16 protein-coding genes are annotated in these 22,587 nt (G+C 58.6%); 12 read left to right on the top strand and 4 right to left on the bottom strand.

Going from position 1 to position 22,587, the window contains the following annotated elements; genetic code table 11:
* Positions 1-54: 54 nt before the first annotated feature.
* Together MPRO_RS22955 and MPRO_RS22950 are read right to left on the bottom strand one after the other, a co-directional pair.
* Entirely contained in the window at positions 55-1,461 is a 1,407-nt protein-coding gene (locus MPRO_RS22955) for an AmpG family muropeptide MFS transporter (RefSeq protein WP_067298631.1), read from the bottom strand.
* Positions 1,462-1,649: 188 nt separating this feature from the next.
* Positions 1,650-2,411 carry an SDR family oxidoreductase gene (locus MPRO_RS22950; RefSeq protein WP_067298630.1) on the bottom strand — a complete coding sequence of 254 codons (762 nt, stop codon included), beginning with the start codon at positions 2,409-2,411 and terminating at the stop codon, positions 1,650-1,652.
* A 361-nt stretch (positions 2,412-2,772) separates the two neighbouring features.
* On the opposite strand from MPRO_RS22950, the gene MPRO_RS22945 reads away from it, so the two are divergent.
* From MPRO_RS22945 to MPRO_RS22925, 5 genes are all read left to right on the top strand, one after another.
* Positions 2,773-3,258 carry an FxsA family protein gene (locus tag MPRO_RS22945; RefSeq protein WP_067298689.1) on the top strand — a complete coding sequence of 162 codons (486 nt, stop codon included), beginning with the start codon at positions 2,773-2,775 and terminating at the stop codon, positions 3,256-3,258.
* Between the two features lie 318 nt (positions 3,259-3,576).
* Positions 3,577-3,870: a co-chaperone GroES gene (locus MPRO_RS22940; protein ID WP_067298629.1), complete on the top strand. Its 294-nt coding sequence runs from the start codon at positions 3,577-3,579 to the stop codon at positions 3,868-3,870.
* Positions 3,871-3,929: 59 nt separating this feature from the next.
* Complete coding sequence (gene groL / locus MPRO_RS22935; RefSeq protein ID WP_067298628.1) at positions 3,930-5,573, top strand: chaperonin GroEL; 1,644 nt, start codon at positions 3,930-3,932, stop codon at positions 5,571-5,573.
* A gap of 369 nt (positions 5,574-5,942) precedes the next feature.
* On the top strand, positions 5,943-7,271 hold the full coding sequence (gene pepQ, locus MPRO_RS22930) for a Xaa-Pro dipeptidase (RefSeq protein WP_067298627.1): 1,329 nt from the start codon (positions 5,943-5,945) through the stop codon (positions 7,269-7,271).
* 36 nt (positions 7,272-7,307) lie between these two features.
* On the top strand, positions 7,308-9,236 hold the full coding sequence (locus tag MPRO_RS22925; RefSeq protein ID WP_245635189.1) for a RecQ family ATP-dependent DNA helicase: 1,929 nt from the start codon (positions 7,308-7,310) through the stop codon (positions 9,234-9,236).
* 165 nt (positions 9,237-9,401) lie between these two features.
* Here the strand turns inward: MPRO_RS22925 and MPRO_RS22920 are convergent, their stop codons facing one another.
* Entirely contained in the window at positions 9,402-12,392 is a 2,991-nt protein-coding gene (locus tag MPRO_RS22920; protein WP_245635188.1) for a transglycosylase domain-containing protein, read from the bottom strand.
* A gap of 274 nt (positions 12,393-12,666) precedes the next feature.
* Entirely contained in the window at positions 12,667-12,900 is a 234-nt protein-coding gene (locus MPRO_RS22915; RefSeq protein ID WP_067298625.1) for a hypothetical protein, read from the bottom strand.
* 51 nt (positions 12,901-12,951) lie between these two features.
* On the opposite strand from MPRO_RS22915, the gene MPRO_RS22910 reads away from it, so the two are divergent.
* The 7 genes from MPRO_RS22910 to MPRO_RS22880 all read left to right on the top strand — a co-directional run bounded on the left by MPRO_RS22910 (position 12,952) and on the right by MPRO_RS22880 (position 22,569).
* On the top strand, positions 12,952-14,595 hold the full coding sequence (locus MPRO_RS22910; protein ID WP_067298687.1) for a fatty acid--CoA ligase: 1,644 nt from the start codon (positions 12,952-12,954) through the stop codon (positions 14,593-14,595).
* Between the two features lie 266 nt (positions 14,596-14,861).
* A complete protein-coding gene (locus MPRO_RS22905) occupies positions 14,862-16,265 on the top strand; it encodes a sodium-dependent transporter (RefSeq protein ID WP_082709079.1) in 1,404 nt (467 codons plus the stop codon).
* Between the two features lie 87 nt (positions 16,266-16,352).
* Positions 16,353-17,429, top strand: a complete 1,077-nt coding sequence (locus MPRO_RS22900; RefSeq protein ID WP_067298624.1) for a coiled-coil domain-containing protein — start codon at positions 16,353-16,355, stop codon at positions 17,427-17,429.
* A gap of 151 nt (positions 17,430-17,580) precedes the next feature.
* The gene (gene thpR / locus MPRO_RS22895; RefSeq protein ID WP_245635187.1) at positions 17,581-18,162 is read left to right on the top strand and encodes an RNA 2',3'-cyclic phosphodiesterase; all 582 of its coding nucleotides are present in this window, start codon (positions 17,581-17,583) and stop codon (positions 18,160-18,162) included.
* Between the two features lie 525 nt (positions 18,163-18,687).
* A complete protein-coding gene (locus MPRO_RS22890; RefSeq protein ID WP_067298623.1) occupies positions 18,688-19,959 on the top strand; it encodes a M24 family metallopeptidase in 1,272 nt (423 codons plus the stop codon).
* A gap of 27 nt (positions 19,960-19,986) precedes the next feature.
* Positions 19,987-21,033 carry a threonine aldolase family protein gene (locus MPRO_RS22885; RefSeq protein ID WP_067298622.1) on the top strand — a complete coding sequence of 349 codons (1,047 nt, stop codon included), beginning with the start codon at positions 19,987-19,989 and terminating at the stop codon, positions 21,031-21,033.
* Positions 21,034-21,141: 108 nt separating this feature from the next.
* A complete protein-coding gene (locus MPRO_RS22880; protein ID WP_067298621.1) occupies positions 21,142-22,569 on the top strand; it encodes an aldehyde dehydrogenase family protein in 1,428 nt (475 codons plus the stop codon).
* The last annotated feature ends 18 nt before the right edge of the window (positions 22,570-22,587 follow it).

Here is a 22,587-nt window from a genome sequence, read left to right as displayed (position 1 = left end):
CTTGAGTGGTGTAAGGACTCTATGATATCGATTATAATTTGTAAATGATAATCGTTACTGTTTGGTGGGCGCTTCTGCCTGAACCGGTGCATGGCGTGCCGCCAGCCAAACCAGGATCAGTACCGGCAGACCAAGCACCGCAGTACCGGCGAAGAATAGCGGATAGCCCATCAGATTGACCGCATCGCCGGAGAAGCCCGCCAGAAACTTTGGCATCAGCAGCATGACCGAGCTGAAAAGTGCATATTGCGTTGCGGTATAACTGATGCTGGTTAGGCTCGACAGGTAGGCGATAAAGGCCGCGGTGGCGATGCCGGCACTGAAGTTATCCAGGGATACCGTCACTATCAGAAAGCCGACGCTGTGGCCGGTCAGTGCCAGGGCAGAAAACAGCAGATTGGTAGCGGCAGCCAGCACGGCGCCGATAAAGAGTATCCGCATCACGCCAAAACGGTACACCAGCAGTCCGCCCACCAGGGAGCCTGCAATCGTCATCAGGGTGCCGAACAGCTTGGTGATTTCCGCCACTTCAACCTTGGTGAATCCCATGTCGACGTAAAACACATTGGCGATGATACCCATGACGACATCAGCGATGCGGTAGCTGCCGATCAGCGCCAGAATCAGTAGCGCAGGTTTGCCATAACGGCTGATAAAATCGGCGAAGGGGCAGTAGGCCGCAACATAGAACCAGCCCAGTAGCCGTGCCAGGGCGTGGGGCAAATGCTGGCGCTGTTCCATAAAAGCTTCGATGTCTTGTCTTTTCTGCTCGGCTGCGGCGCCATCGGGCGTGGGTTCTGGCGCACACAGTGTCGTTATAATGCCGACGCTCATCAGGGCAGCCATGGCCCAGTACGCCATCTGCCAGGACTCGCGGCTATAGCTGTCGGCGCCCGGGTCGTGCCAGGCGGCGATCAGCAGGGCGCCTGTGGTCGCCAGTATCATGGCCAGACGGTAACCGAGCATGTAGGTGGCGGCCATGGCGGCCTGAATGCGCGGCTCGGCCGATTCGATGCGATAGGCGTCGATGGCTATGTCCTGGGTGGCAGAGCAAAAGGCGACGGCGAGGGCGAACCAGGCCATGAGTTCAAGGTTTTGCTGCGGGTCGGAATCGGCCAATCCGACTAGGCACAGGGCGATGAGCAGCTGTGCCGTCAGCATCCAGCTGCGCCGCCGGCCCAGCCAGGCGGAGAGTAGTGGAATGGGCATGCGATCAATAATCGGTGACCACACCCACTTGAAGGCGTAGGCCAGGGCGACCCAGGAAAAGTAGGTTATGGTGCCGCGGTCAATGCCCGCTTCACGCAACCAGTATGACAGGGTGGAGAATACCAGCATGAGTGGCAGGCCGGCGGAGAATCCAAGGAATAACAAAGTGATAGGTCGAGGTTGCAGATAGACACGGGCGCTGTATAGCCACTCTTTCCAGCTTTGGGTGTGCTCGGCGTTTTCAGATTGCATGGTGGGGCATTTCCCTGGGTGTCCGTGAACAAGCATTGTGTCCATCGGCCGCAGGCTTGTAAACGGCGGCGGCGGTGGATGTGCCACTCGGGCGGGCTGCGCCAGCTTGGTCATTGTAAAAACGCATAAAAAAAACCGGCTCAGGCGCCGGTTTTAAAGGTGAATAAATACTTTTTCAGGAAGGAAAACTAGATACGCAGAGCGCCGTCGACTTCGATGCAGCGGCCGCTGATGTAGTCGTTTTCAAGAATAAAGGTTACGGTGCGGGCGATCTCTTCAGGCTGACCAAGGCGCTTGGCAGGAATACCCGCTGCCATTTTTTCCAGCGCTTCGGGTTTCATGGCCATGACCATGTCGGTGGCGATAAAGCCCGGTGCGATTGAGGCTGCGCGGATGCCGTAGCGTGCCAGTTCCTTCGCCCAAGTCACGGCCATGGCCTGAGCGCCGGCTTTGGTGGCAGTGTAGTTGGTCTGGCCCATGTTGCCGGAGCGGGAAATGGAGGAAATGTTGATGATGCAGCCAGGGTTACCCAGCTCGATCATTTTGCACGCGGCTTCACGGGCACAGAGGAAGGTGCCGGTGAGGTTAACGTTCATGACCATGTTCCAGTTGTCCAGGGTCATCTTGGAGACAACCTTGCCGTCTTTGGCTTTTACCAGCAGGGCATCGCGGGTAACGCCGGCGTTGTTGATCAGACCGTTGATGGCGCCAAAGTCCGTGGCGATATCAATGAACAGTTGCTCGACCGCGGCTTCTTCGGTGACGTTGCATATATAGGAGCGTGCTTCTACGCCTTTTTCCATGCACAGGCCTGAGGTTTCATCTAGGTCCGGACCGTTCATGTCGACCAGAGCAATGCGTGCGCCCTTGTCAGCCAGTTCCAGTGCCATGGCGCGACCCAGACCACGACCGCCACCAGTGATTACGATTACCTTGTCTTTAATGTCCATTGTTTTCACCTGATTCCAAGTATGATTCTTGTATTGTTTTATTATTGTGCGCTGCAGTATGTTGCATTGCACAAAGCTATATCGCTTGTGCACAAATGTCTACCCGGTTCAGCTGCCTGTCATCAAACTGTTGCTGAAGCTTGTTATGAATAGCTCTGAATTTCTGCTTTTTCTGATTTTAAGTCACTGATTTTAATGAGTTTTATTTTTAGTCCTGTTTTAGGCAAAAATATTCTTATACTTTGGTCTAATTTTGCTGCAGCATTTTGCCACGGCGGCACAAGTACCTGCTTGAGGGCATTTAAGTTGCGGATTCAGCCATCATCTGGTGTGATGAGGAAAATTATTTCGGACTATGGCAATGCGGTTTCTTTTTCTGCTTTTTATCATCATCCCAATTATCGAAATTACCCTGCTGATCAACGTCGGTCAGGCCATCGGTGCCTGGTACACGGTGGGGCTGGTGCTGCTGTCGGCCTTTATCGGCGTTAATATGCTGCGCTATCAGGGGTTGTCGACGCTGGCGCGGGCGCAGCAGAAGATCAATGCCGGCGAGATGCCGGCCGGTGAAATGATCGAGGGCTTGGTGTTGGCCGTGGGCGGTGCGCTGCTGATCACGCCGGGTTTTTTTACCGATGTCATCGGCTTTTGTTGCCTGATTCCCTTTACCCGCCAGCTGCTGTCAAAAGCGCTGGTGAGTCGCTTTACCCTGGTGGCGGCGTCTCACCGACGCCCTCCCTTCGAGGGGCCCGAGGTTCCGCCGGGGCCGGGCCGCCCCCGGCCGGATCCCCGTGTCGATGGCAAGGGTGACACCATTGATGGCGAGTACCGCCGCGAAGACGACTAACCAGAGGCCAGAGCCGCGACCTTCCAGTAACAGCGGGTCACCCCGTGTTTTTGTCCTTCCTTATACAGGCGCCGTTGGCGCCTGTTGTTGTTTGGGCTCTGGCCCGTACTTTGTGGGCTACTTCAGCGTGGGGCTTTGGATTACAGCATAGGCGTAAGCAGGGCAGAAATTTTTCACATTTTTTTGCTGGCGCTGTTGAAATGCATTTCCCCGCCCCCATTATCCTGATCATCCAGTATTTGGGGCAGCAGATGGCCTGTTGTCCTTTCTCTGTAAACAATAGCTTTGGATCCTAATAAGATCAGGAGAGTAGAACAGATGAAAATTCGTCCGCTTCACGACCGAGTAGTAGTTCGTCGCAGTGAAGAAGAAACCACCAGCGCTGGCGGCATCGTTCTGCCGGGTTCTGCTGCAGAAAAGCCGAACCGCGGAACTGTAATTGCAGTAGGTGAAGGGCGCACGCTGAACAACGGTGATGTGAAAGCACTGACCGTTAAAGAAGGTGACGTCGTTCTGTTTGGCCAGTACTCAGGTAGCAACGTCGTCAAGCTTGACGGCGAAGAGCTGCTGATCATGAACGAAAGCGAAATTTTCGGTGTGGTTGAAGGCTGATCAGCTGTCCTGCCCCGCTAATTCCCGACTTAATAGCATTTGTATAGGATTATTAGACAATGGCTGCAAAAGACGTACGTTTTGGTGATGATGCACGCAAGCGCATGCTCAAGGGTGTCAACATCCTGGCTGACGCTGTAAAGACTACTCTGGGGCCTAAAGGCCGTAACGTAGTACTGGAAAAATCCTTTGGTTCCCCGCTGGTAACCAAGGATGGCGTTTCCGTTGCCAAAGAAATCGAACTGAAAGACCGCTTTGAAAACATGGGCGCGCAGATGGTCAAGGAAGTTGCTTCCCAGGCCAGTGACGTTGCCGGTGACGGTACTACCACTGCAACTGTTCTGGCCCAGGCGATCGTTAATGAAGGCCTGAAATCTGTTGCTGCCGGCATGAACCCGATGGACCTGAAACGCGGTATCGACAAGGCAACCATCGCCGTTGTTGAAGAACTGCGCAAAATGGCTGTGCCTTGCACAGACTCCAAAGCCATTTCCCAGGTTGGTTCCATCTCCGCCAACTCCGACACTGATGTCGGCGAGCTGATTGCTGAAGCAATGGAGCGCGTTGGCAAGGAAGGCGTCATCACCGTTGAAGAAGGCACCGGCCTGCAGAACGAGCTGGACGTTGTTGAAGGCATGCAGTTTGACCGCGGTTACCTGTCGCCTTACTTCATCAACAACCAGGAAAACATGTCGATCGATCTGGATCACCCTTACATCCTGTTGTTCGACAAGAAAATCTCCAACATCCGTGATCTGCTGCCGACTCTGGAGCAGGTTGCCAAGTCTTCCCGTCCGCTGCTGATCATCGCCGAAGACGTTGAAGGCGAAGCGCTGGCAACTCTGGTTGTCAACAACATGCGCGGTATCGTCAAGGTTGCTGCCGTTAAGGCGCCAGGCTTTGGCGATCGTCGCAAGGCCATGCTGGAAGACATCGCTGTTCTGACCGGCGCAACTGTCATCGCTGAAGAAGTGGGTCTGAGCCTTGAAACTGCCACGCTGGAACAGCTGGGTCAGGCCAAGCGCATCAACATCACCAAAGAAAACACCGTTATCGTTGACGGTATTGGTGAAGCCACTGATATCCAGGCTCGCGTACAGCAGATCCGCGCTCAGATCGAAGAAACCTCTTCTGATTACGACCGCGAAAAACTGCAGGAACGTGTTGCCAAGCTGGCTGGCGGCGTAGCCGTTATCAAGGTCGGTGCTGCCACCGAAACTGAAATGAAAGAGAAGAAAGCCCGCGTTGAAGACGCCCTGCATGCAACCCGTGCAGCCGTTGAAGAAGGCGTGGTTCCTGGCGGCGGTGTTGCACTGATCCGCGCTCTGTCCAACGTACAGGGCCTGGAAGGCATCAACCACGATCAGACCGTGGGTATCGAGCTGGCATTCCGTGCCATGGAAGCTCCGCTGCGTCAGATCGTTGAGAACGCCGGCGAAGAAGGATCCGTGGTTGTCTCCAAGGTTCGCGCAGGTACTGGCGCCTTTGGTTACAACGCTGGTACTGGCGAATACGGCGACATGCTGGAAATGGGTATTCTGGATCCGGCCAAGGTGACACGCTCTGCTCTGCAGGCGGCGGCATCTGTTGCTGGTCTGATGATCACCACCGAAGCCATGATCGCTGATCACCCTGAAGACAAGCCGGCCATGCCGGATATGGGTGGCATGGGTGGCATGGGCGGCATGGGCGGCATGATGTAAACAGCCTGCCCAGGCTCCTTTGACTCGCCTTTGGGCGGATCATTGCTACAAGCTAGGTTCGTACGGCAAGGCTGTTTAAACAAGGCTTGCCAGCGACCCAAAGCTTGAACAGAATCCGGCATTCTTTATTGAATGCCGGATTTTTTTTGCCTGATAAAAGACGAACACAGGTTAAGGACTTAGGTCGCTCAGGAGGGCGCATCTTCTGAGCGTGCGCAAAACCTCTCCAGCGGCCTTGCAGCCGCAACAGGTGCGAATAGCTGAGAGCGCAGATACAATCATGAGCCATGATTAGAGAGGCAGTATTGCCGCCAGTGAGTGGGTGTAAAAGTCCTGACCGGATTCAGGCCGAAGGTCGGAGTAGATTGTATGCACAGACTGTTTGAACGTCATATCACAACGCTCAGGACGCGCTTCGACCGCATCCTGAGTGAAACTGGCTTTGATGCTTTATTGCTGGGTTCAGGCACGGCGCCGCGACGTTTTCTGGATGATACCCAGTACCCCTTTCGTGCCCATCCGCCTTTTGTGCAATGGCTGCCGCACTTGAGAGAGCACCCCGGTAGCTGGTTGCTACTGCGCCCAGGTCAAAAGCCCTTGCTCTATCTCTACTGTCCGGACGATTTCTGGCACCAGACGCCCGAAGCGCCGAGCGGTGACTGGACTGAAGAATTCGAAATTGAATGTTTCGCTGATGTCCGCAGGCTCAGTTCAGTTTTCCAAAATCTCGGTAATACGGCATTGATCGCTGAAGCGCGCGGGGCCTTCGCGCGGGATGACTGGGCGCATAATCCTGCCGCGCTTATCGCTCGGCTCGATTTTGAGCGAGCAGTAAAGACCGACTGGGAGCTGCAGTGCCTGCGCCGGGCCAATCGTATTGCCGTTCAGGGCCATATAGCGGCAGAGGGACTGTTCCGGGCTGACGCCAGTGAGTACCGTATTCACCAGGGTTACCTTGCCGCCACCGCTCATAACGAGCGGGATCTGCCCTACGATAATATTGTTGCGCTGAACAGCAATGCCGCCGTGCTGCACTACCAGTTTCAGCAGCATCAGGCGCCGTCGCTGCACCGTACGCTGCTGATTGACGCCGGCGCTAGGTTGCACGGTTACGCCGCCGATATTACTCGCACCCATGTCGCCGATGGCGAGTCCGTCTTCGCCGGGCTGGTATCGCTGCTTGATGGGGCGCAGCGGGCGCTGCTGCCGCAGGTTCGGGCGGGGGTCGATTTCGTCGAACTGCATCAGCAGATGCATTTATCCCTGGCGCAGATTCTGCGCGACTGCGGCCTCGTGAATGCTAGCGTCGAAGCGCAGGTCGAACAGGGAATCACCCGCACCTTCTTCCCCCACGGTCTTGGTCATTTGCTAGGCCTGCAGGTGCATGATGTTGGTGGCTGGCAGCAGGACGCAAAGGGTTACCTGCGTGAGCCGCCACTGGAACATCCGTTTCTGCGCCTGACTCGAACGCTGCAGCCGGGTTTTGTTGTCACTATTGAGCCGGGACTTTATTTCATCCCGTCGTTGCTTGGCAAACTGCGCCAAACTCCAGGCGGTGACACCGTGAATTGGGCGCTGGTGGATACCCTGCTGCCGTTCGGCGGTATCCGTATCGAGGACAATGTTGCCGTGACTGCACTGGGCTGCGAGAACTTAACCCGCGATGCGTTTGCAGCCGCCGGGCGAGAAGGGTTCTAATAGCGTTTTTCGAGCAGCCTTCAGGGAGATCGGCTTGTGATCACAGCGCCTGCTACCACGGCATTAAATACGCTTCAAACCACTTTCGGTCTGGCGGCATTTCGTGACGGCCAACAGGCCGCCATCGACAAGCTGCTGCAGGGTGAGTCGGTACTCACTGTCTTTCCCACAGGCGGTGGCAAGAGTCTGTGCTACCAGCTGCCGGCGCTGCTGATCGAGGGGCTGACGCTGGTGGTTTCCCCACTGATCGCGCTGATGCAGGATCAGGTTGCGGCTCTGCACGCAAAGGGGGTAGCTGCGGCGCGGCTGGATTCCAGTCGCAGCGGTGATGAGGTACGCGAGATCTACCGCCAGTTGCGCAGCGGTGAGCTCAAATTGCTCTATGTGGCGCCGGAGCGGCTGCAGAATTCGCGCTTTCTGGCCCTGCTGCAGGGGCTGCATATCGGCATGATGGCGGTGGATGAAGCCCACTGCATTTCCGAGTGGGGTCACAATTTTCGCCCCGACTATCTCAAGCTGGCGAAGCTGGCCCGGGATATAGGCGTACAGCGGGTACTGGCACTGACGGCTACCGCAACGCCCTCAGTGGCTGCGGATATCTGCCGCCAGTTCAATATCCCTGCGGAGAATCATATCCACACCGGTTTCTACAGGGCCAATCTGGCGCTGGCGGTAACGCCCTGTCGCGACGATGAGAAACTGCCGCTGCTGTTGCGGGCGCTGCAGGCCGCGTCCGGAGAGGCGAGCATCGTCTACGTTACGCTGCAGCAACAGGCCGAAAGCGTAGCGGCGCAGCTGCAAGGTGGCGGTATCCGGGCCCAGGCTTACCACGCCGGCATGAAGCCTGAGGTGCGTGAGTCTATTCAGAACGCCTTTATGGCGGGGGAGGTCGACACGGTGGTGGCGACCATCGCCTTTGGCATGGGGATCGACAAGGCCGATATTCGTGCCGTGTATCACTACAACCTGCCCAAGTCGCTGGAAAACTACATGCAGGAGATTGGCCGTGCCGGGCGTGATGGTGCAGCGTCGCGCTGCGAGCTGTTCGCCTGCCCGGATGATATACGCGTGCTGGAAAACTTCACTTACGGTGACACGCCAGTACCCGAGCACCTGGATGCACTGATCGGCCACCTTCTGTCCCTCGGCGATGCCTTTGATATTGCGGTCTATGACCTGTCGAACCAGTTCGATATACGCCCACTGGTGATTAATACGGTGCTTACCTACCTGGAACTCGAGGGCGTGATCGCCGGCACCGGGCCTTTCTACAGCAGCTACCAGATCCGCTTTGAGGTGCCTGAGGCGCAGTTGCTGGCCGGTTTTGATGCCGCTCGCGCTGAGTTTCTGCAACGGGTGTTCGCCAGCGGCAAGCAGGGGCGGATATGGCTGACGCTGGATGTTACCCATGCCGCCGAGGCGCTGGGCGAACCGCGTGAACGCCTGCTTAAGGCGCTGCAGTATCTGGAGCAGCAGGGCAGCATCAGCACTCAGGTCAAAGGCGTGCGCCAGCAATACCGCAGGCTGCAGACGCCGGACCTGGCGCAGCTCTGCGTGCGCCTGGGTCTGCTTTTCGTCAGGCGCGAAGAACAGAGCCTTTCCAGGCTGCGCCAAGTGCTGGATTATGCCGAGGATGCCCGCTGTCTGCCAGCCCAGCTGTGCGGCTACTTCGGCGACAATCTAACGGAACCCTGTGGGCAGTGCAGCAGCTGTCTGGAGCCGGGTGCCCGCCGCCTGCCGACCCTGGGCGATGTACCCATGAGCGCCGCGCAGCAGCAGAGAATAGACACCCTGATCGCAGAAGGTCAGGGGGCGCTGCAGCACCCGCGTCAGCTGGCCCGTTTCCTCTGTGGCCTGTCGAGTCCGGCGACCTTTCGGCTGCGCAAGAATGCGGCTTACGGCAGCCTGAGCGCACAACCGTTTCAGCAGGTGCTGGAGGAAGTGGAGCGACGCCTGAGGGCTTAAAGGGCGTTGAGATTTTACCTGGATGGCCTGTGCGGCGTTAATAACTCGGGTGGTCTTGTCGCAGGTTCGCGCAGAGGTTGTCGGGTTTTGCTTGGCTTTACCGCAACCTGATCTATCGGAGTCGCGCAGGCGCCAGAGTTTGGGCGCCAGCGCAGCTGTGATCTATCAGGACGACGTCGTCTGCATTGGCAGCGGTGCGCCACACTGGCTGCCGGGTTGCAGGTAGGGCTGCAGTATCGGCGCCATGCCCTTGAGCACCTGCACCGGCAGGGCCGAGGTGAACCTGAAGTCCTTGGCGTCACTGCCGGGTACGAAGGCGGTGAGGGTGCCGAAGTGATTGGGGCCCAGGTAGAACACAAAGGTGGCGGTGCGGTTCAGGACTCTTGAATTCAGAACCTGGCCGCCGCGACCTGTCTGCTCGATACGGTTGTCGCCGGTGCCGGTCTTGCCGCCAACAGGCAGAGCGGCGTCCTGATTGTCCGTAAAGGTGCCCCGCAGGCGTCTGGCGGTACCGCCTTCAACCACGGTGTTGAGCGCTGAACGCAGTACTCTGGCGACCTCCGGCTGCATCACACGCACGCCGCCACTGGCGCGATGGCCCAGGCGGGTCTCGTAGGGCGTGTCGGTGGCAAAGTCGAGCTGTTCGATACGCAGGCTCGGCAAGCGCAGACCATCGTTCATGATGATTCCCATGAGTTCTGCCAGTGCCGCCGGGCGATCGCCGGAGCTGCCCAGCGCTGTGGCCAGGGATGGCACCAAGTGCTCGAACGGATAGCCCAGGCGCTGCCAGCGCTCATGGATGTCGAGGAAGGCTTCGACCTCCAGCATGGTGCGGATGCGACTGTCGCGGGCGCTTTTGTGGCGGGTGCGGAACAGCCAGCGATAGACATCCTGGCGCTGGGTTTCGCTGGCGCCGACGGCATCGCCGAAGGTGGCGATGGAGTGTTCCAGGCGGTAGCGCAGCAGCCAGAGTTCCAGCGGGTGCACGCGGGCAATATAGCCCTGGTCGGTCAGGTTGAATGCGCCGGGGCCGTATTTTTCGTAGAGGCCGGTGAGTTCCTTTTCGGTGAGCTTTTCGCCGGGTAGACGCTCGCGCAGGAAGGCATCGAAGCTGGCCTGGCCGGCATCCGGCATCAGATAGCGATGTACAGCGGCGAGCCGTACCGGCGTCTGGCGCAGGCCGTCAAGAAAGATGTCCAGCTGTTCCTGGGGTGTCTTGTTGTTGTATTTGCGCCAGAAACGCAGCAGAAATACTTTGCCCTCCTTGTCTGCGAAACGACGCAGGTAATCCTCGCGCCGCGGGTCCTGATCGTCTTTCAGCAAGGTGCCAGTATTGCCCGGTGCCTGGTAGATGCTGTAACGCACCAGGTCACGCATCAGGCGCACGAAGGGGAGGTTAAGGGATTCGCGCACGGCATCGCTTACTGTGGCCTGGCGCCCGTTGTCTTCACTGCGAAAGTTGTTGAAGGTGTGGAGCCCGCCGCCGGTGAAAAAGCGCTCGTAGGGGCTGGCGGAATAGCGCCGCTCCATCGCTGCCTGCAACATTGCTTCAAGGTCAGGGTCGTTGCCCCTGGCCAGGTAGTCCTGCACCCAGCGGGTCAGGTAGTCGTCCGCGGCAACATCCACCGCCAGCAGTTCTGGGCGGCTAAGGTCGGCAAAACGCTGATGCAGTTCGGCGATAACGCCCAGATAGTGCGCCAGTACCCGCAACTTGGCGGTGGAGCCAAGCTCAAGCTTGCTGCCCTCGTTGATGTCGAACGGCTGGTCGGTGTTGTCGGTCTGCACCCGCACGCGGTTTCCATCTGCGCTGCGCTCAAGCAGGGTAAAACTGTAGCGTACCTGGTCGGTGTTGCTGGCGGATAGCAGTCGCTCGCCGAGCAGGCCGATTTCGGTGGCGAAGTCCGGATCTGCAAGGCGACGCAGGTACTGGCTGACATCACGCTGCAGCTGCCCGGCCAGGGTGCTGCCTGCAACCAGGTCGATCCGGTCGAGGTCGTACAGTGGCAGCCCGAGCAGGCTCGATAAGCGGCTGCGAGCGACATTGATGCCCTTGCTGCTGTCGACCTGATGCTGAATTGGGCTATTGATCCAGTCGCGGAATTCAACCTGCTGCTCCAGAGCGGCACTGCGCAGCGCATCATCGATCATGCCACCCCGGGCCAGCAAGCGTATATGGCTGTCGGTGAGCTCGGCCAGATCGGAGCGGCCACGGCGGAGGTAATAGGAGGGCCTGCGCTGGGCGATCAACAGCGACAGTACCTGGCGCAGGGCCTGGCCACGGGCCGCCAGGGTGCTGGCGTCGACGGGTTGGGCATCGTTGGCCGCGCCAAGCAGATGGTTAAGCTGATCGAAGTCTGCGTTGAACCAGACCTTCAGGCCTGCCGCGAGACCATGGACCTCGCCATGCCCCGGCGCTGCCGCCAGTGGCACTGTGTTGAGGTAATCGCGCACCACCCGCTGACGCCATTCCAGGGTGTCGGGACCCTGCTGATAGGCGCGCACGCTGGCCGAAAACATTTGCCGCAGCTTTTCGTTGGGCGAGTCGGTCAGGCCTCTGGGGGAGTGACGGTATTTTTCCAGCTGGGTTGCGAGCGTACTGCCGCCCGCGGAATCGCTGGCAATGTCGAGACGCTTGCCCAGCTGCGACAGCGCCGCCTTGACGAAACGTAGCCAGTCGACCGCGGGGTTGGCACGGGGTTGTGCAGGGTCCAGCAGGTCGCGGTTTTCGATAAACAGCAGGCTCTGTACTACCAGTGGGGGTATTGCCGAAAAGCTCGGATAATACTGCTGGGGGTAGTCGAAGTTGTACAGCGGCTCCTTGCGGCAGTCATAGATGATCAGACCCGCCTGGGATTTTTCCGCGAAGGGAACCGGCAGGCCGCGCAGACCATAATTGAGCAGCGGCTCGGAAAAGCGTGACTGCTGCAGAATTTCAAAGTTCTGGCGCTGGGCCCGCTCAAGCAGCCAGGGTAGGCGGGCATAGCCCAGGCGCAGGTCGAATGGGCCGTGCTGGGGATACAGGATGGCGTCGCTGGGCCCGGGTTGCAGCGTATATTGCAGGGTTTGGGCGTACCGGCTCAGTTCCCGAGACTGCAATTCAGCGGTGCGGATTTCGTGAGCAATCAGCAGACCGGCCACTGCCGCGACTGTGACCATGGGAGATACCCAGAACAGCAATATTGACCGCCAGCGGCGGGGCTTGTGCTTGGCCAGTGGTGTGGGACGAATCCCCTTTTTTACGCTGCCAGTCCCGCTTACATCAGATTGCAAATAAGCCCCCATTCAAGTGACCCTGATTCATACATCATGACTACCGATGACAGTATAGTCACCACTGATATAAACATTTTTACCTGACTGAACGGGCCAGTTCGGCTCATCGTCTGCCATGACGGGGCCTTGGGCGCTGTGAAGCCTTCCCCCTTGTACATCAATAGCATTGCGCCGGGTCTGTCCGCCAGAGGCCGGCGAGGAATATTTTTTCGGGCTGCAGTTGGTGGTCTTTAGGGCACCTCCCTTTGCCGCTCGCCCGCATGAATTCAAATACCGCTGAGCTGGTTTTGTGCAGTATCGAGTGTTCGGGTTTGGGGATGCGCACCGGTGCGATCTGATCTTTTATTGCCTGCAGCGAGCTGCCTTGGATTGACCCAGTACTGGCGCTCATGGGTGGGGCTTCCATACTGGAACTGTCATTTTGATGTATCCGGGGAAAACCATGCCGACAAAAATAATTGAACCCTGCGAGGGCGCCTACCAGTATCCACTGCTGATCAAGAGCCTGCTGCTGTCGGGGCAGCGCTACGGGCGGGGGCGGGAAATCGTGCACGGGGACAGACGTTACAGCTACCCGGAGCTGAATGAGCGCATTTGCCGTCTCGCCCATGTGCTGAGGGCGGCGGGCGTCGAGGCGGGCGACACAGTCGCTATGATGGATTGGGACAGTCATCGCTATCTGGAGGCCTACTTCGCGGTGCCGATGATCGGTGCGGTACTGCACCATGTCAATGTGCGCCTGAGCCCGGATCAGGTGGGCTATACCATGCGCCACGCCGAGGATAATCTGGTGCTGGTACACGATGACTTTCTGCCGCTGATGGAAGCGCTGGCACCGACGTTGCCCAGCATACGGGGCTACATCCAGCTCAGTGACACCGCCAAGACTGTGACCTGCACACTGAAGCCGCTGGGCGAATACGAGTCTCTGCTTGCCGGCGCTGACAGTCAGTATGACTTTCCCGATTTTGATGAAAACTCCGTTGCCACCACCTTCTATACCACCGGGACGACCGGTAACCCCAAGGGTGTCTGCTTCAGCCACAGGCAACTGGTACTGCATACGCTGAATATGACCACCACTCTGGCGGCCTATGAGGGCTTTGCGCTGCTGCGATCGGAAGACGTTTATATGCCCATGACGCCCATGTTCCACGTACATGCCTGGGGTGTGCCCTATGCTGCCACTGCGCTTGGGGTGAAGCAGGTGTATCCGGGGCGCTATGACCCCGATCGTCTGGTGCGGCTGTTCCGGGATGAAGGCGTGACCTTCTCCCACGGTGTGCCGACGGTGCTGCAGATGGTGCTGAATTGCGACGAGGCCGCCAAAACCGATCTCTCTGGCTGGAAACTGCTGACCGGTGGCGCGGCCCCGACGGAAGGCATGGTACGACAGATGGCAGAACGTGGCATTCAGTTCTTTACCGGCTACGGCCTGTCCGAGAGTTGCCCGTTGCTCAGTGCTTCTTTTCTTACTCCGCAAGAGCATGATCTGCCGCTGGAGCAGCAGCTGCCACTGCGCATGTCTACCGGTGTGCCTGTGGGGCTGGTGGATCTCCATCTGGTCGATGCCACGGGGCAGCGGGTGCCGGAGGATGGCAGCAGCGTGGGCGAGATAGTGGTGCGGGCACCCTGGCTTACCCAGGGCTATTACCGTGATGAGCAAAAGGGAGCCGAGCTCTGGCAAGGCGGCTGGATGCACACCGGTGATGTGGCCACTATAACGCCCGCCGGGGTGCTGCAGATTCGGGATCGCATCAAGGATGTGATCAAGACCGGCGGAGAGTGGGTGTCTTCGCTGCGCCTGGAAAACCTGATCAGTCAGCATCCTGCAGTGGCGGAGGTCGCAGTGGTGGGGGTGCCGGATGCACGCTGGGATGAGCGCCCTCTGGCGCTGGTGGTACTGGTGCCTGATACGCAGCTAGAGGCAGATGCATTGCAGCAGCACCTGCTGCAATTTGTCAGCAGTGGCGAGATCAGCAGGTGGGCCGTACCGGATGAAATCCGTATCGTTGACGAGATCCCCAAAACCAGTGTGGGCAAGATCAACAAGAAGCTGATTCGAGAACAGTTGCACGACGCCTGAAGCGGCTGCGTGGGTGGTTGTCTGGGCACCACAGAGGTTGCGCTGCGGATAGCGGTGAAGCGCCTGTTTTTTATGCTATTCTTGCCGCCGAAATTTTGCGGACTAGGGCCACAAGCCCGCCGCATCCGTAGCAAAATGGAGGCGACCCTCGCACCTTGGGTACTCGCTGCATTTGTGCGCGCAATTCATATGGCCCTAGCCTATCGGTTTTGGCCCGGCACACCTGCGTTATCCCCCAGGTGTGTTGCAGATTCAGGAGACGTTTGATGTCCAGGGTTGACTCGGTTCCAGGCTCCGATGCCAGCAGCGGTGGGGTGATGCACCCTCAGTGGTCCTCCAGGCTGGCATTTATTCTTGCTGCCACGGGCTCCGCCGTTGGCCTGGGCAATATCTGGAAATTTCCCTATATCACCGGTGAAAATGGCGGCGGTGCATTTGTGCTGGTGTACCTGCTGTGTATTCTGGTGGTGGGTCTGCCGATTCTGGCCGCTGAAATTCTGCTGGGTCGGCGCAGTGGCTGCAGTCCCATTCAGGGCATGGCACTGCTAGCCCGGCGCGATGGTGTGTCGGCGCGCTGGGGCTGGATGGCCTGGATTGGTTTTGTCGCGGCCTTTGTACTGTTGTCGTTTTATTCAGTGGTGGGAGGCTGGTCCCTGGCTTATGTGGGCCTTGCGGCAGAAGGGGCTTTCAACGGTGCTGACGCCGCCACCATTGGCGGGCTCTTTGGCCAGCTGCTGGCAGATCCTGTATCGCTGCTATTCTGGCACAGCCTGTTCATGTTACTGGTGGTGCTTATTGCCGGCAGCGGTGTACGCGCCGGTATGGAGCGCAGCATCAGGCTGCTGATGCCGCTACTTTTCGTGTTGCTGCTGGTGCTGGTAGCTTACGCGGCGGTGCGCGGCAATTTTGCCCAGGCACTGGCTTTCCTGTTTACACCGGATTTCAGCAAGCTGACCACCGAAGGTGTACTGACCGCGCTGGGCCATGCCTTCTTTACCTTGAGTACCGGTATTTGCGTGATGATGGCCTATGGCTCTTATCTGCCCAAAGACGTCAATATTGCCCGTACCGTCGTCACCATTGGTCTGCTGGATACACTGGTGGCGCTGCTGGCGGGGCTGGCGATTTTTCCGCTGGTCTTCGCCAACGGTCTTGAGCCGGGCGCAGGCCCAGGGCTTATTTTCGTGACCCTGCCGCTGGCCTTTGGGCAGATGACCGGTGGTGTCGTGTTTGGCACCCTGTTCTTTGTGCTGCTGCTGGTGGCCGCGGTGACCTCGGCCATTTCTATGATCGAGCCGGTGGTGGAATGGTTGGAAGACAAGGGCATTGGCCGCATGCTGGGTGCATTTATGTCCGGTGCCATGATCTGGTTACTGGGCATCTGTACTGTGCTGTCCTTCAATATCTGGGCGCAGTTTCATCCGCTGGATTTCCTCGCCCGCTTTGAGGGCAAGACGCTGTTCGATCTGTTCGATTTCCTGGTGTCGAATCTGGCGTTGCCGCTGGGCGGCCTGGCAATTGCGCTCTACGCCGGCTGGGCCATGAAGCCTCAAACATTGCGCGAGGGTATCGGGCTGGGTGAGGGCCTCACTTTTGAGGTATTTCATTTTGTGCTGCGTTATCTGAGCCCGGCAGCCGTGCTGGTGGTGTTTGTCTACAACCTTGGCTGAACCCCGCTCAGATGCGCGTACTTTTGCAGGGCTGGCAAAACTGCTAGGGTGACTTTCTTTCGGGGCTGAACAGGTTGAACCACGACTATGAGTCGTTCGCAAGAGTTTGATATTCCGGATCTGGGGCCAGCGCGCGAAGGTGCAGCCCCTGGTCGTGGTCAGGCCGAGCCACCGCCTCGTCGTGCGGCTCCAGTACCGCCGCCAGCGGCGAAGGGCAGCAACCTGTTGCACAGCCTGGTACTGGTGCTGCTTACCGCTGCTGCCAGCGGCCTGGGCTACTGGGGCTACGGCCTGCAGCAGCAGCTGGACGACAGCCTGGAGCAGCAGGCGCAGGCGGTGCAACGACTGACAGACCTGGAGCAGCTGCTTGAGGTTACCAGTGACAGTGCCAGCCAGTCGGGCCAGACACTCAGTGGCAGGCTGGAGCAGCAGGGTAAAACCGCGATCGAAAAATATCAGCAATATGACTCCGAAATCGCCAAGCTCTGGACTATCGCCTACCAGAGCAACAAGCCCAAGCTCGAAGCGCAGGAAAAACTGCTTGCCAGCCAAGTGGAGTTACAGGCACAGCTGGGCAAGCAACTTGACGTTCAGGCAGCCCAGCTGACTCAGCTTTCACCACAGGCGGAACAGCTTAAGGTCCAGGCGGCTCAGTTACAGTCGCAGGTCGCGCAACTGGAATCCCAGGCCGCTCAGCTGCAGTCTCAGGTTGCACAACTAGAGTCCCAGACGACAGAGTTACAGTCCCTGGCCACTGAGGTTAAATCCCTGCAGGCGGGGCTGGCCGCCAGCGACAAGGCACGCGCTGCAACCGACAAGCAGCTGGCTGCACTGGCGGGTCTGGAAAAAGGGCAGGCGAGCCTAAAGGGCGATCTGGACAAAACCGTACAGGACCTCAAGCGCTCCCTGGCAACCCTGGAGACCCAGGTGCGTATCAGCGAAGAGGTGCAATCGGAGAAGGTAGTGGTTCAGCAGCAAGCGCTGCGCAAGCTCAGTGACAAGGTGGCGACGCTGGAAGCCGGTGCCGGCAATTCGGATGTGAGCCGCCGTGTTCGTGTCAATGAGCAGGCGATTCACGCCATAGATGGCAGTCGTCGGCAGCTTAATCAGGAATTGCTGCAATTGCGCCAGCAGCTCAACAATTTGCAGTTACGTTTGCAGTAAGCGTTTGATTTGACTGAGCCGCTAAATATTAGCGGTTGAGTTTCTGCCCGGCGAGTGGCACAAGCGACTGTACTAATGCTGAATCAGGCATTGCGTCGCTGGCGCCGGCAGGGCAGAATGACCCGTCTATCCATAAGGCTAATAGCTACTAGTGAAGAAATTACGTGCATTTTTTGCACTCAAGCTGAACGATCAGATGGTACGTAGACTGTCTGATCATGCTGATACCCTGTGTGCCTACGACCGCCACATGGAAGTGAACTGGGTCGACTCCGAAAGCTATCACCTGACGCTCTGTTTTCTGGGCGATATCGGGATTTCCCAAGTCGATACCCTTGAACGCCTGACCCGTGAACAGCTGGCCCAGGTTGATCCCTTCCATGTACGTCTCAATGCTGTCGACTACTATCCGGTCAGCCGCAGGCTTGCGCTGGTCGCAGCCCTGAGTGAAGGCAGTGAAGAGCTGCAGTCGCTGCACCAGCAGATGGTGCAGGTGGCTATTGCGGCGGGCCTTGACTACGACGACACCGATTTCAGGCCCCACGTTACCCTTGGGCGCTTGCCTGCGGACAATAGTTTTGAGCCCCCGGCCAGCTGGCCTGAGCTCAATCTGCAAAGTCCGGCGTCTTCAGTGGTGCTCTATATGAGTAAGCCAGGTGAGCGGGGATCCCTCTATAATCCCCTGTTCGAAGTGCCGCTGCAGTATCCGTTGCCACGGGTGCGCTCCGCCTGACTCCCTGCTTGATGCCTGATTCCAGCCTTAGCTTGTCGCGGGCTGGAGTCATGGCGAGCTCATTTTCTTCAGCTGCCTGATTCTTGTACCCCGCGATCGACAATGCACCAAGCCCTGTTTCAAAGGGTAACCCCGGCGAGCCTGAGCCCCGGATTCCGCGTCCTTTTCTGTTGTCAAAAGCTCGGGGTGCGTTCGACCGTAATTGGTCGGTGCCGTGCAGAGCTCGACCCCCTCTCCGTCATTGTCGGCGATGCCTGTTTGGCTGCTCACTCAAATTCGACCTGATTATGAAATTTACTCATAATCATATTAATTCGCGTCTATGTCTCGTAGGCTGGATTGGACCTTGACTCGCCCCTGCGGTGTGAAAGCAGAGCGCACGCCGTTCTACTTGTCGCTGTCTGTAGCCATTTAGGAGTGCAGCCGGGGACACAGGGTTCGATCAAGGCATTTCGACGTGGCCATACCGTTTTGCGAAGCGGATGAGTTGCCAGTGAGGCCCCTCAAGCAACGGGAGACGCAAGGATGAACGATATCAGTGGCCGTTATTTTGATGATGCTGAATATGAACGACGTCGTCGCCAGGTCCGGGACGGTATGTCTATCCGAGGGCTGGATGCCTGTCTGATCGCCAGCCCCGAAAATATTTACTACCTCACAGGACTGGATCACCAGGGGTATTTTGCCTGCCAACTGCTGATCCTGCCGGCCAGTGGTCAGCCGGTTCTGATCACTCGGGCGATGGAGAAGGCCACGGTGCGCGACCAGGCCCCCGATGTGCTGCATGTCGGCTATACCGATGGCACCGAGCCGCCGCCAGGCGCTCAGACCGACGATGAGCTGATCGACAAAACCTGGTCGCAGACCATGGGGGCGCCGACACGGGAACCCAGGCGCCGGCCCTATCTTATGCCCAGTGCAGCGGTACGCGAAACGGTGCGGGCGCTTGCCGATGCAGGACTTTCGAAAGCCGTGGTCGGCATCGATATGAACAGCACCTTCCTGCCCTACTCGATTGCTGAGGGGATCATGAATGGCGTGCCCGATGCCGACTGGCAGCAGCTCGAGAGTCTGGTCGACGATGTGCGTATCGTACAGTCGCCGGCGGAGCTCGAACTGACACGTCAGGCCGCCGCTATTTCGGACTCCATGGTGCTGTCGGCCATTGCCGCAGCCGGTCCAGGCGTTCATGCCCGCGAGGTCATGGCGGCCATCTATGACGCCATGTTCAGGCGCGGCGGTACCTATCCCGGCTTCGTGCCGCTGGTGCGTTCGACCCGTAACCTGGCCCATGAACACGGTACCTGGGAGGATATGACACTAGTGACGGGTGATCTGCTGTTTCTCGAAATGGCCGGCTGCGCGCGACGTTACCATGCGCCGGTTGGTCGTTTCGTTTTTATCGGCGAGGAGCCGCCGCAGGCACAGAAAGTCAATGCTGTTTGTCGGGAAGCGATGATGGCGGCTGCCGATACCATTAGGCCCGGTGCCCTGGCCGGTGATGTCTACGAAGCCTGGCAGGCGGTGCTCGACCGCCATGATCTGTCGCACTATTCACGCCATCACTGCGGTTACTCTATTGGAATCGGCTATCCACCGAGTTGGTCCGGCAGTGGTGTCCCTGTTGGGCTGCGGCGCAATTCCCAGATGCGTCTGCGCGAAGGCATGACCTTTCATTTGATGAGCTGGCTGCTGAATTCGGGCATCGGCGATGCTTTTCTGTCCGATACCGTGGAGGTCACGGCCAACGGCTGCACCTTCCTCACGCTGGCGAATCGTGATGTGCTGGTTCGATAGCACCAATATTCAATTCTGGAGATACCCATGGACGCAGTGCGAAGGCATCTGCTGGCCAGCGACAATGCCTCGGGGGTTCATCCCGAGGTAATGGCCAAACTGGCCGAAGTGAATCAGGCTCATGTACCGGGCTATGGCGCCGATGAGGTGACGCAGCAGGTACTGGCGCGTTTCAAAGCTCTGTTTGGCGAACAGAGCGAAACCCTGCTGCTGTTCAACGGTACCGCTGCCAACGTACTGGCCCTCAAGGGCATGATGCAGAGCCATGAGGCGGTCTTGTGCAGCGAGGAGGCGCACCTGCAGGTCGATGAATGCGGGGCCCCCGAACATTTCGTCGGCTGCAAGCTGTTACCAGTACCGAGCCTTGGGGGCAAACTGACCCTGGCCAATATGGAACAGCGGGTGGCGGCCGAGCGAGATGTAGTGCACCGAAGTCAACCGCGGGTGATCTCGCTGGCCCAGGCCACCGAGCGCGGTTCGGTCTATAGCCTTGAAGAGCTGCGGGCCATTACGGTGTTCGCCCGGGAAAAGGCGCTGCTGGTACATATGGATGGGGCTCGGCTTGCCAATGCCGCGGCGGCGCTTGGCGTTGGGTTCGCCGAGATGACGGCGGATCTGGGAATTGATGTGTTGTCTTTTGGCGGCACCAAGAACGGCCTGATGATGGCCGAAGCGCTGGTGGTGCTTAATCCTGAGTTGCAGCAGGCCTATCCCTATATCCGCAAGCAGGGCATGCAGCTGGCTTCGAAGCAGCGCTTTCTGGCGGCCCAGTTCCTGGCCTATTTCGACAATCAGCTGTGGCAGCGCAATGCGGCTAACGCTAATGCGATGGCGGCCTACCTGGCCAAACAGCTGGCGCAGTTCGAACAGGTCCGCTTGAGCGCACCGGTCGAGATCAATATGGTGTTTGCGCAGCTGCCGACTGCCTGGGTCGAGCCGCTGCTGCAACATACGCCCCTGCTGGTGTGGCCGGGCGAAGTTTGCTCCGAGGTACGCCTGGTGACCTCCTTCGATACCTGTCCTGAGGATATCGATCAATTTGTACATCACATCAGCCAATTATCCCGTCGTTAATGGCTCATGTCGCTTTAATGACCGGCATTGGGGCCGGTTGGCACGGCTCCCGCCATATCAGGCAATTTATAGCCGCAAAGGATTTATAGCAGACCAGGAGGCAAGTCCATGAGTCAGATCGAAGTCCATAACCCCTTTACCGGGGAGTCTGTATTTTCGCAGCCATCGGCAAGCTTTGAGGCTGTCGGCACGCATATAGATGCAGCCCAGCGGGCTTCCCGAACCTGGCGGGCGATCAGTCCGGCCGAGAGGGCGCGGCATCTACTCGTGGCGCTGGATTATTTTCGCGACCATAGCGATACGATCGCTGAAGGGATCACGCGGGAAGTCGGCAAGCCGCTGGCGGCGGCGAAGGAGGAGCTAACCTTCATGCTGGAGCGGGCCCAGTACCTGTGCCGATTTGCCGCCGACGGCGCGCTCGAGGCCAGGCGACATCCTGAGTACGAGGACGAGGGGTTCGAAGGGCGCATTGAGTGCCGAGCCAAAGGGGTGGTCTATATCATTACGCCCTGGAACTACCCGCTGTTCTGCGCCATTAACGGCACCGTCTGCGCCTTGTTGAGCGGCAATGCGGTGCTGCTCAAGCACAGCACCGCGCCCTCGGTCGGCGATCATTTCGAGCAGGCCTTTGGAGCTATGGCCGGAATCGACCATTTGCTAACCCACGCGGTGGTGGATTATGAGGTCTCGGCACGCATAATCGAAGAAACCGATATCAACCATGTGGTTTTTACCGGGTCGGTGCAGGGGGGGCGCATGGTGCAACAGAGCGTTGCCAAGCGTGCCTTTAATCAGGTGCCGGAGCCCTTTATCCAGTGCTCGCTGGAGCTGGGCGGCAGCGATGCCGCTTATATCGCGGAGGATGCTGATCTCGAGCAGGCGGCTTTCTGGGCGGTGAAAATCGGCCGATTGCATAACTCCGGCCAGTCCTGCTGTGCCGTAAAACGGGTGTTTGTTCATGCCAGCCGTTACGACGACTTTCTGGCCCTGGCCCAGGCGATCATGGAAAGTGAGAAAAGCGGTGATCCGATGGCGCCGGAAACGACCCTGGGGCCGCTGCATGGCGGCGAGCGGACGGTCGCAGGGCTGCTCGCGATGGTGCGGCAGGCACAGGACGGCGGTGCCCGGATCTGCACCGGTGGCGAGACTGAGCAGATTGGCGGTGTGACCTTCCTGAAGCCAACGCTTCTGGCCGAGGTGACGCCGGCAATGCAGGTGCTGCAGGAGGAAACTTTCGGCCCGGTACTGCCGGTCATGCAGGTGGCCAATGACGATGAGGCTGTACAGCAGGTGTGTAACAGTCGCTATGGCCTTACGGCATCGATTTTCACCCTGTCGCGGGAACGGGCCGAGCGTTTTGTGGCGCAAGTGGATACCGGCACGGTCTACGTTAATCGCTGCAATTTTGTCGATGCCAGGCTCGGCTGGATCGGTCAGCGCGCCTCCGGCAATGGCTCTCTGGCGCTGGCCCCCGAGGGGCTGCGGGCTTTCAGTGCACGCAAATCGGTGAATCTGGATCCCAGCCAGCTGAAATAGAACTGTTAGCGGGCGTCA

The sequence above is a fragment of the Marinobacterium profundum genome (assembly GCF_001528745.1).
GTDB lineage: Bacteria > Pseudomonadota > Gammaproteobacteria > Pseudomonadales > Balneatricaceae > Marinobacterium_A > Marinobacterium_A profundum.
Note: the sequence above shows the minus strand (reverse complement) of the source record. Positions and strands in the feature narration are given on the sequence as shown.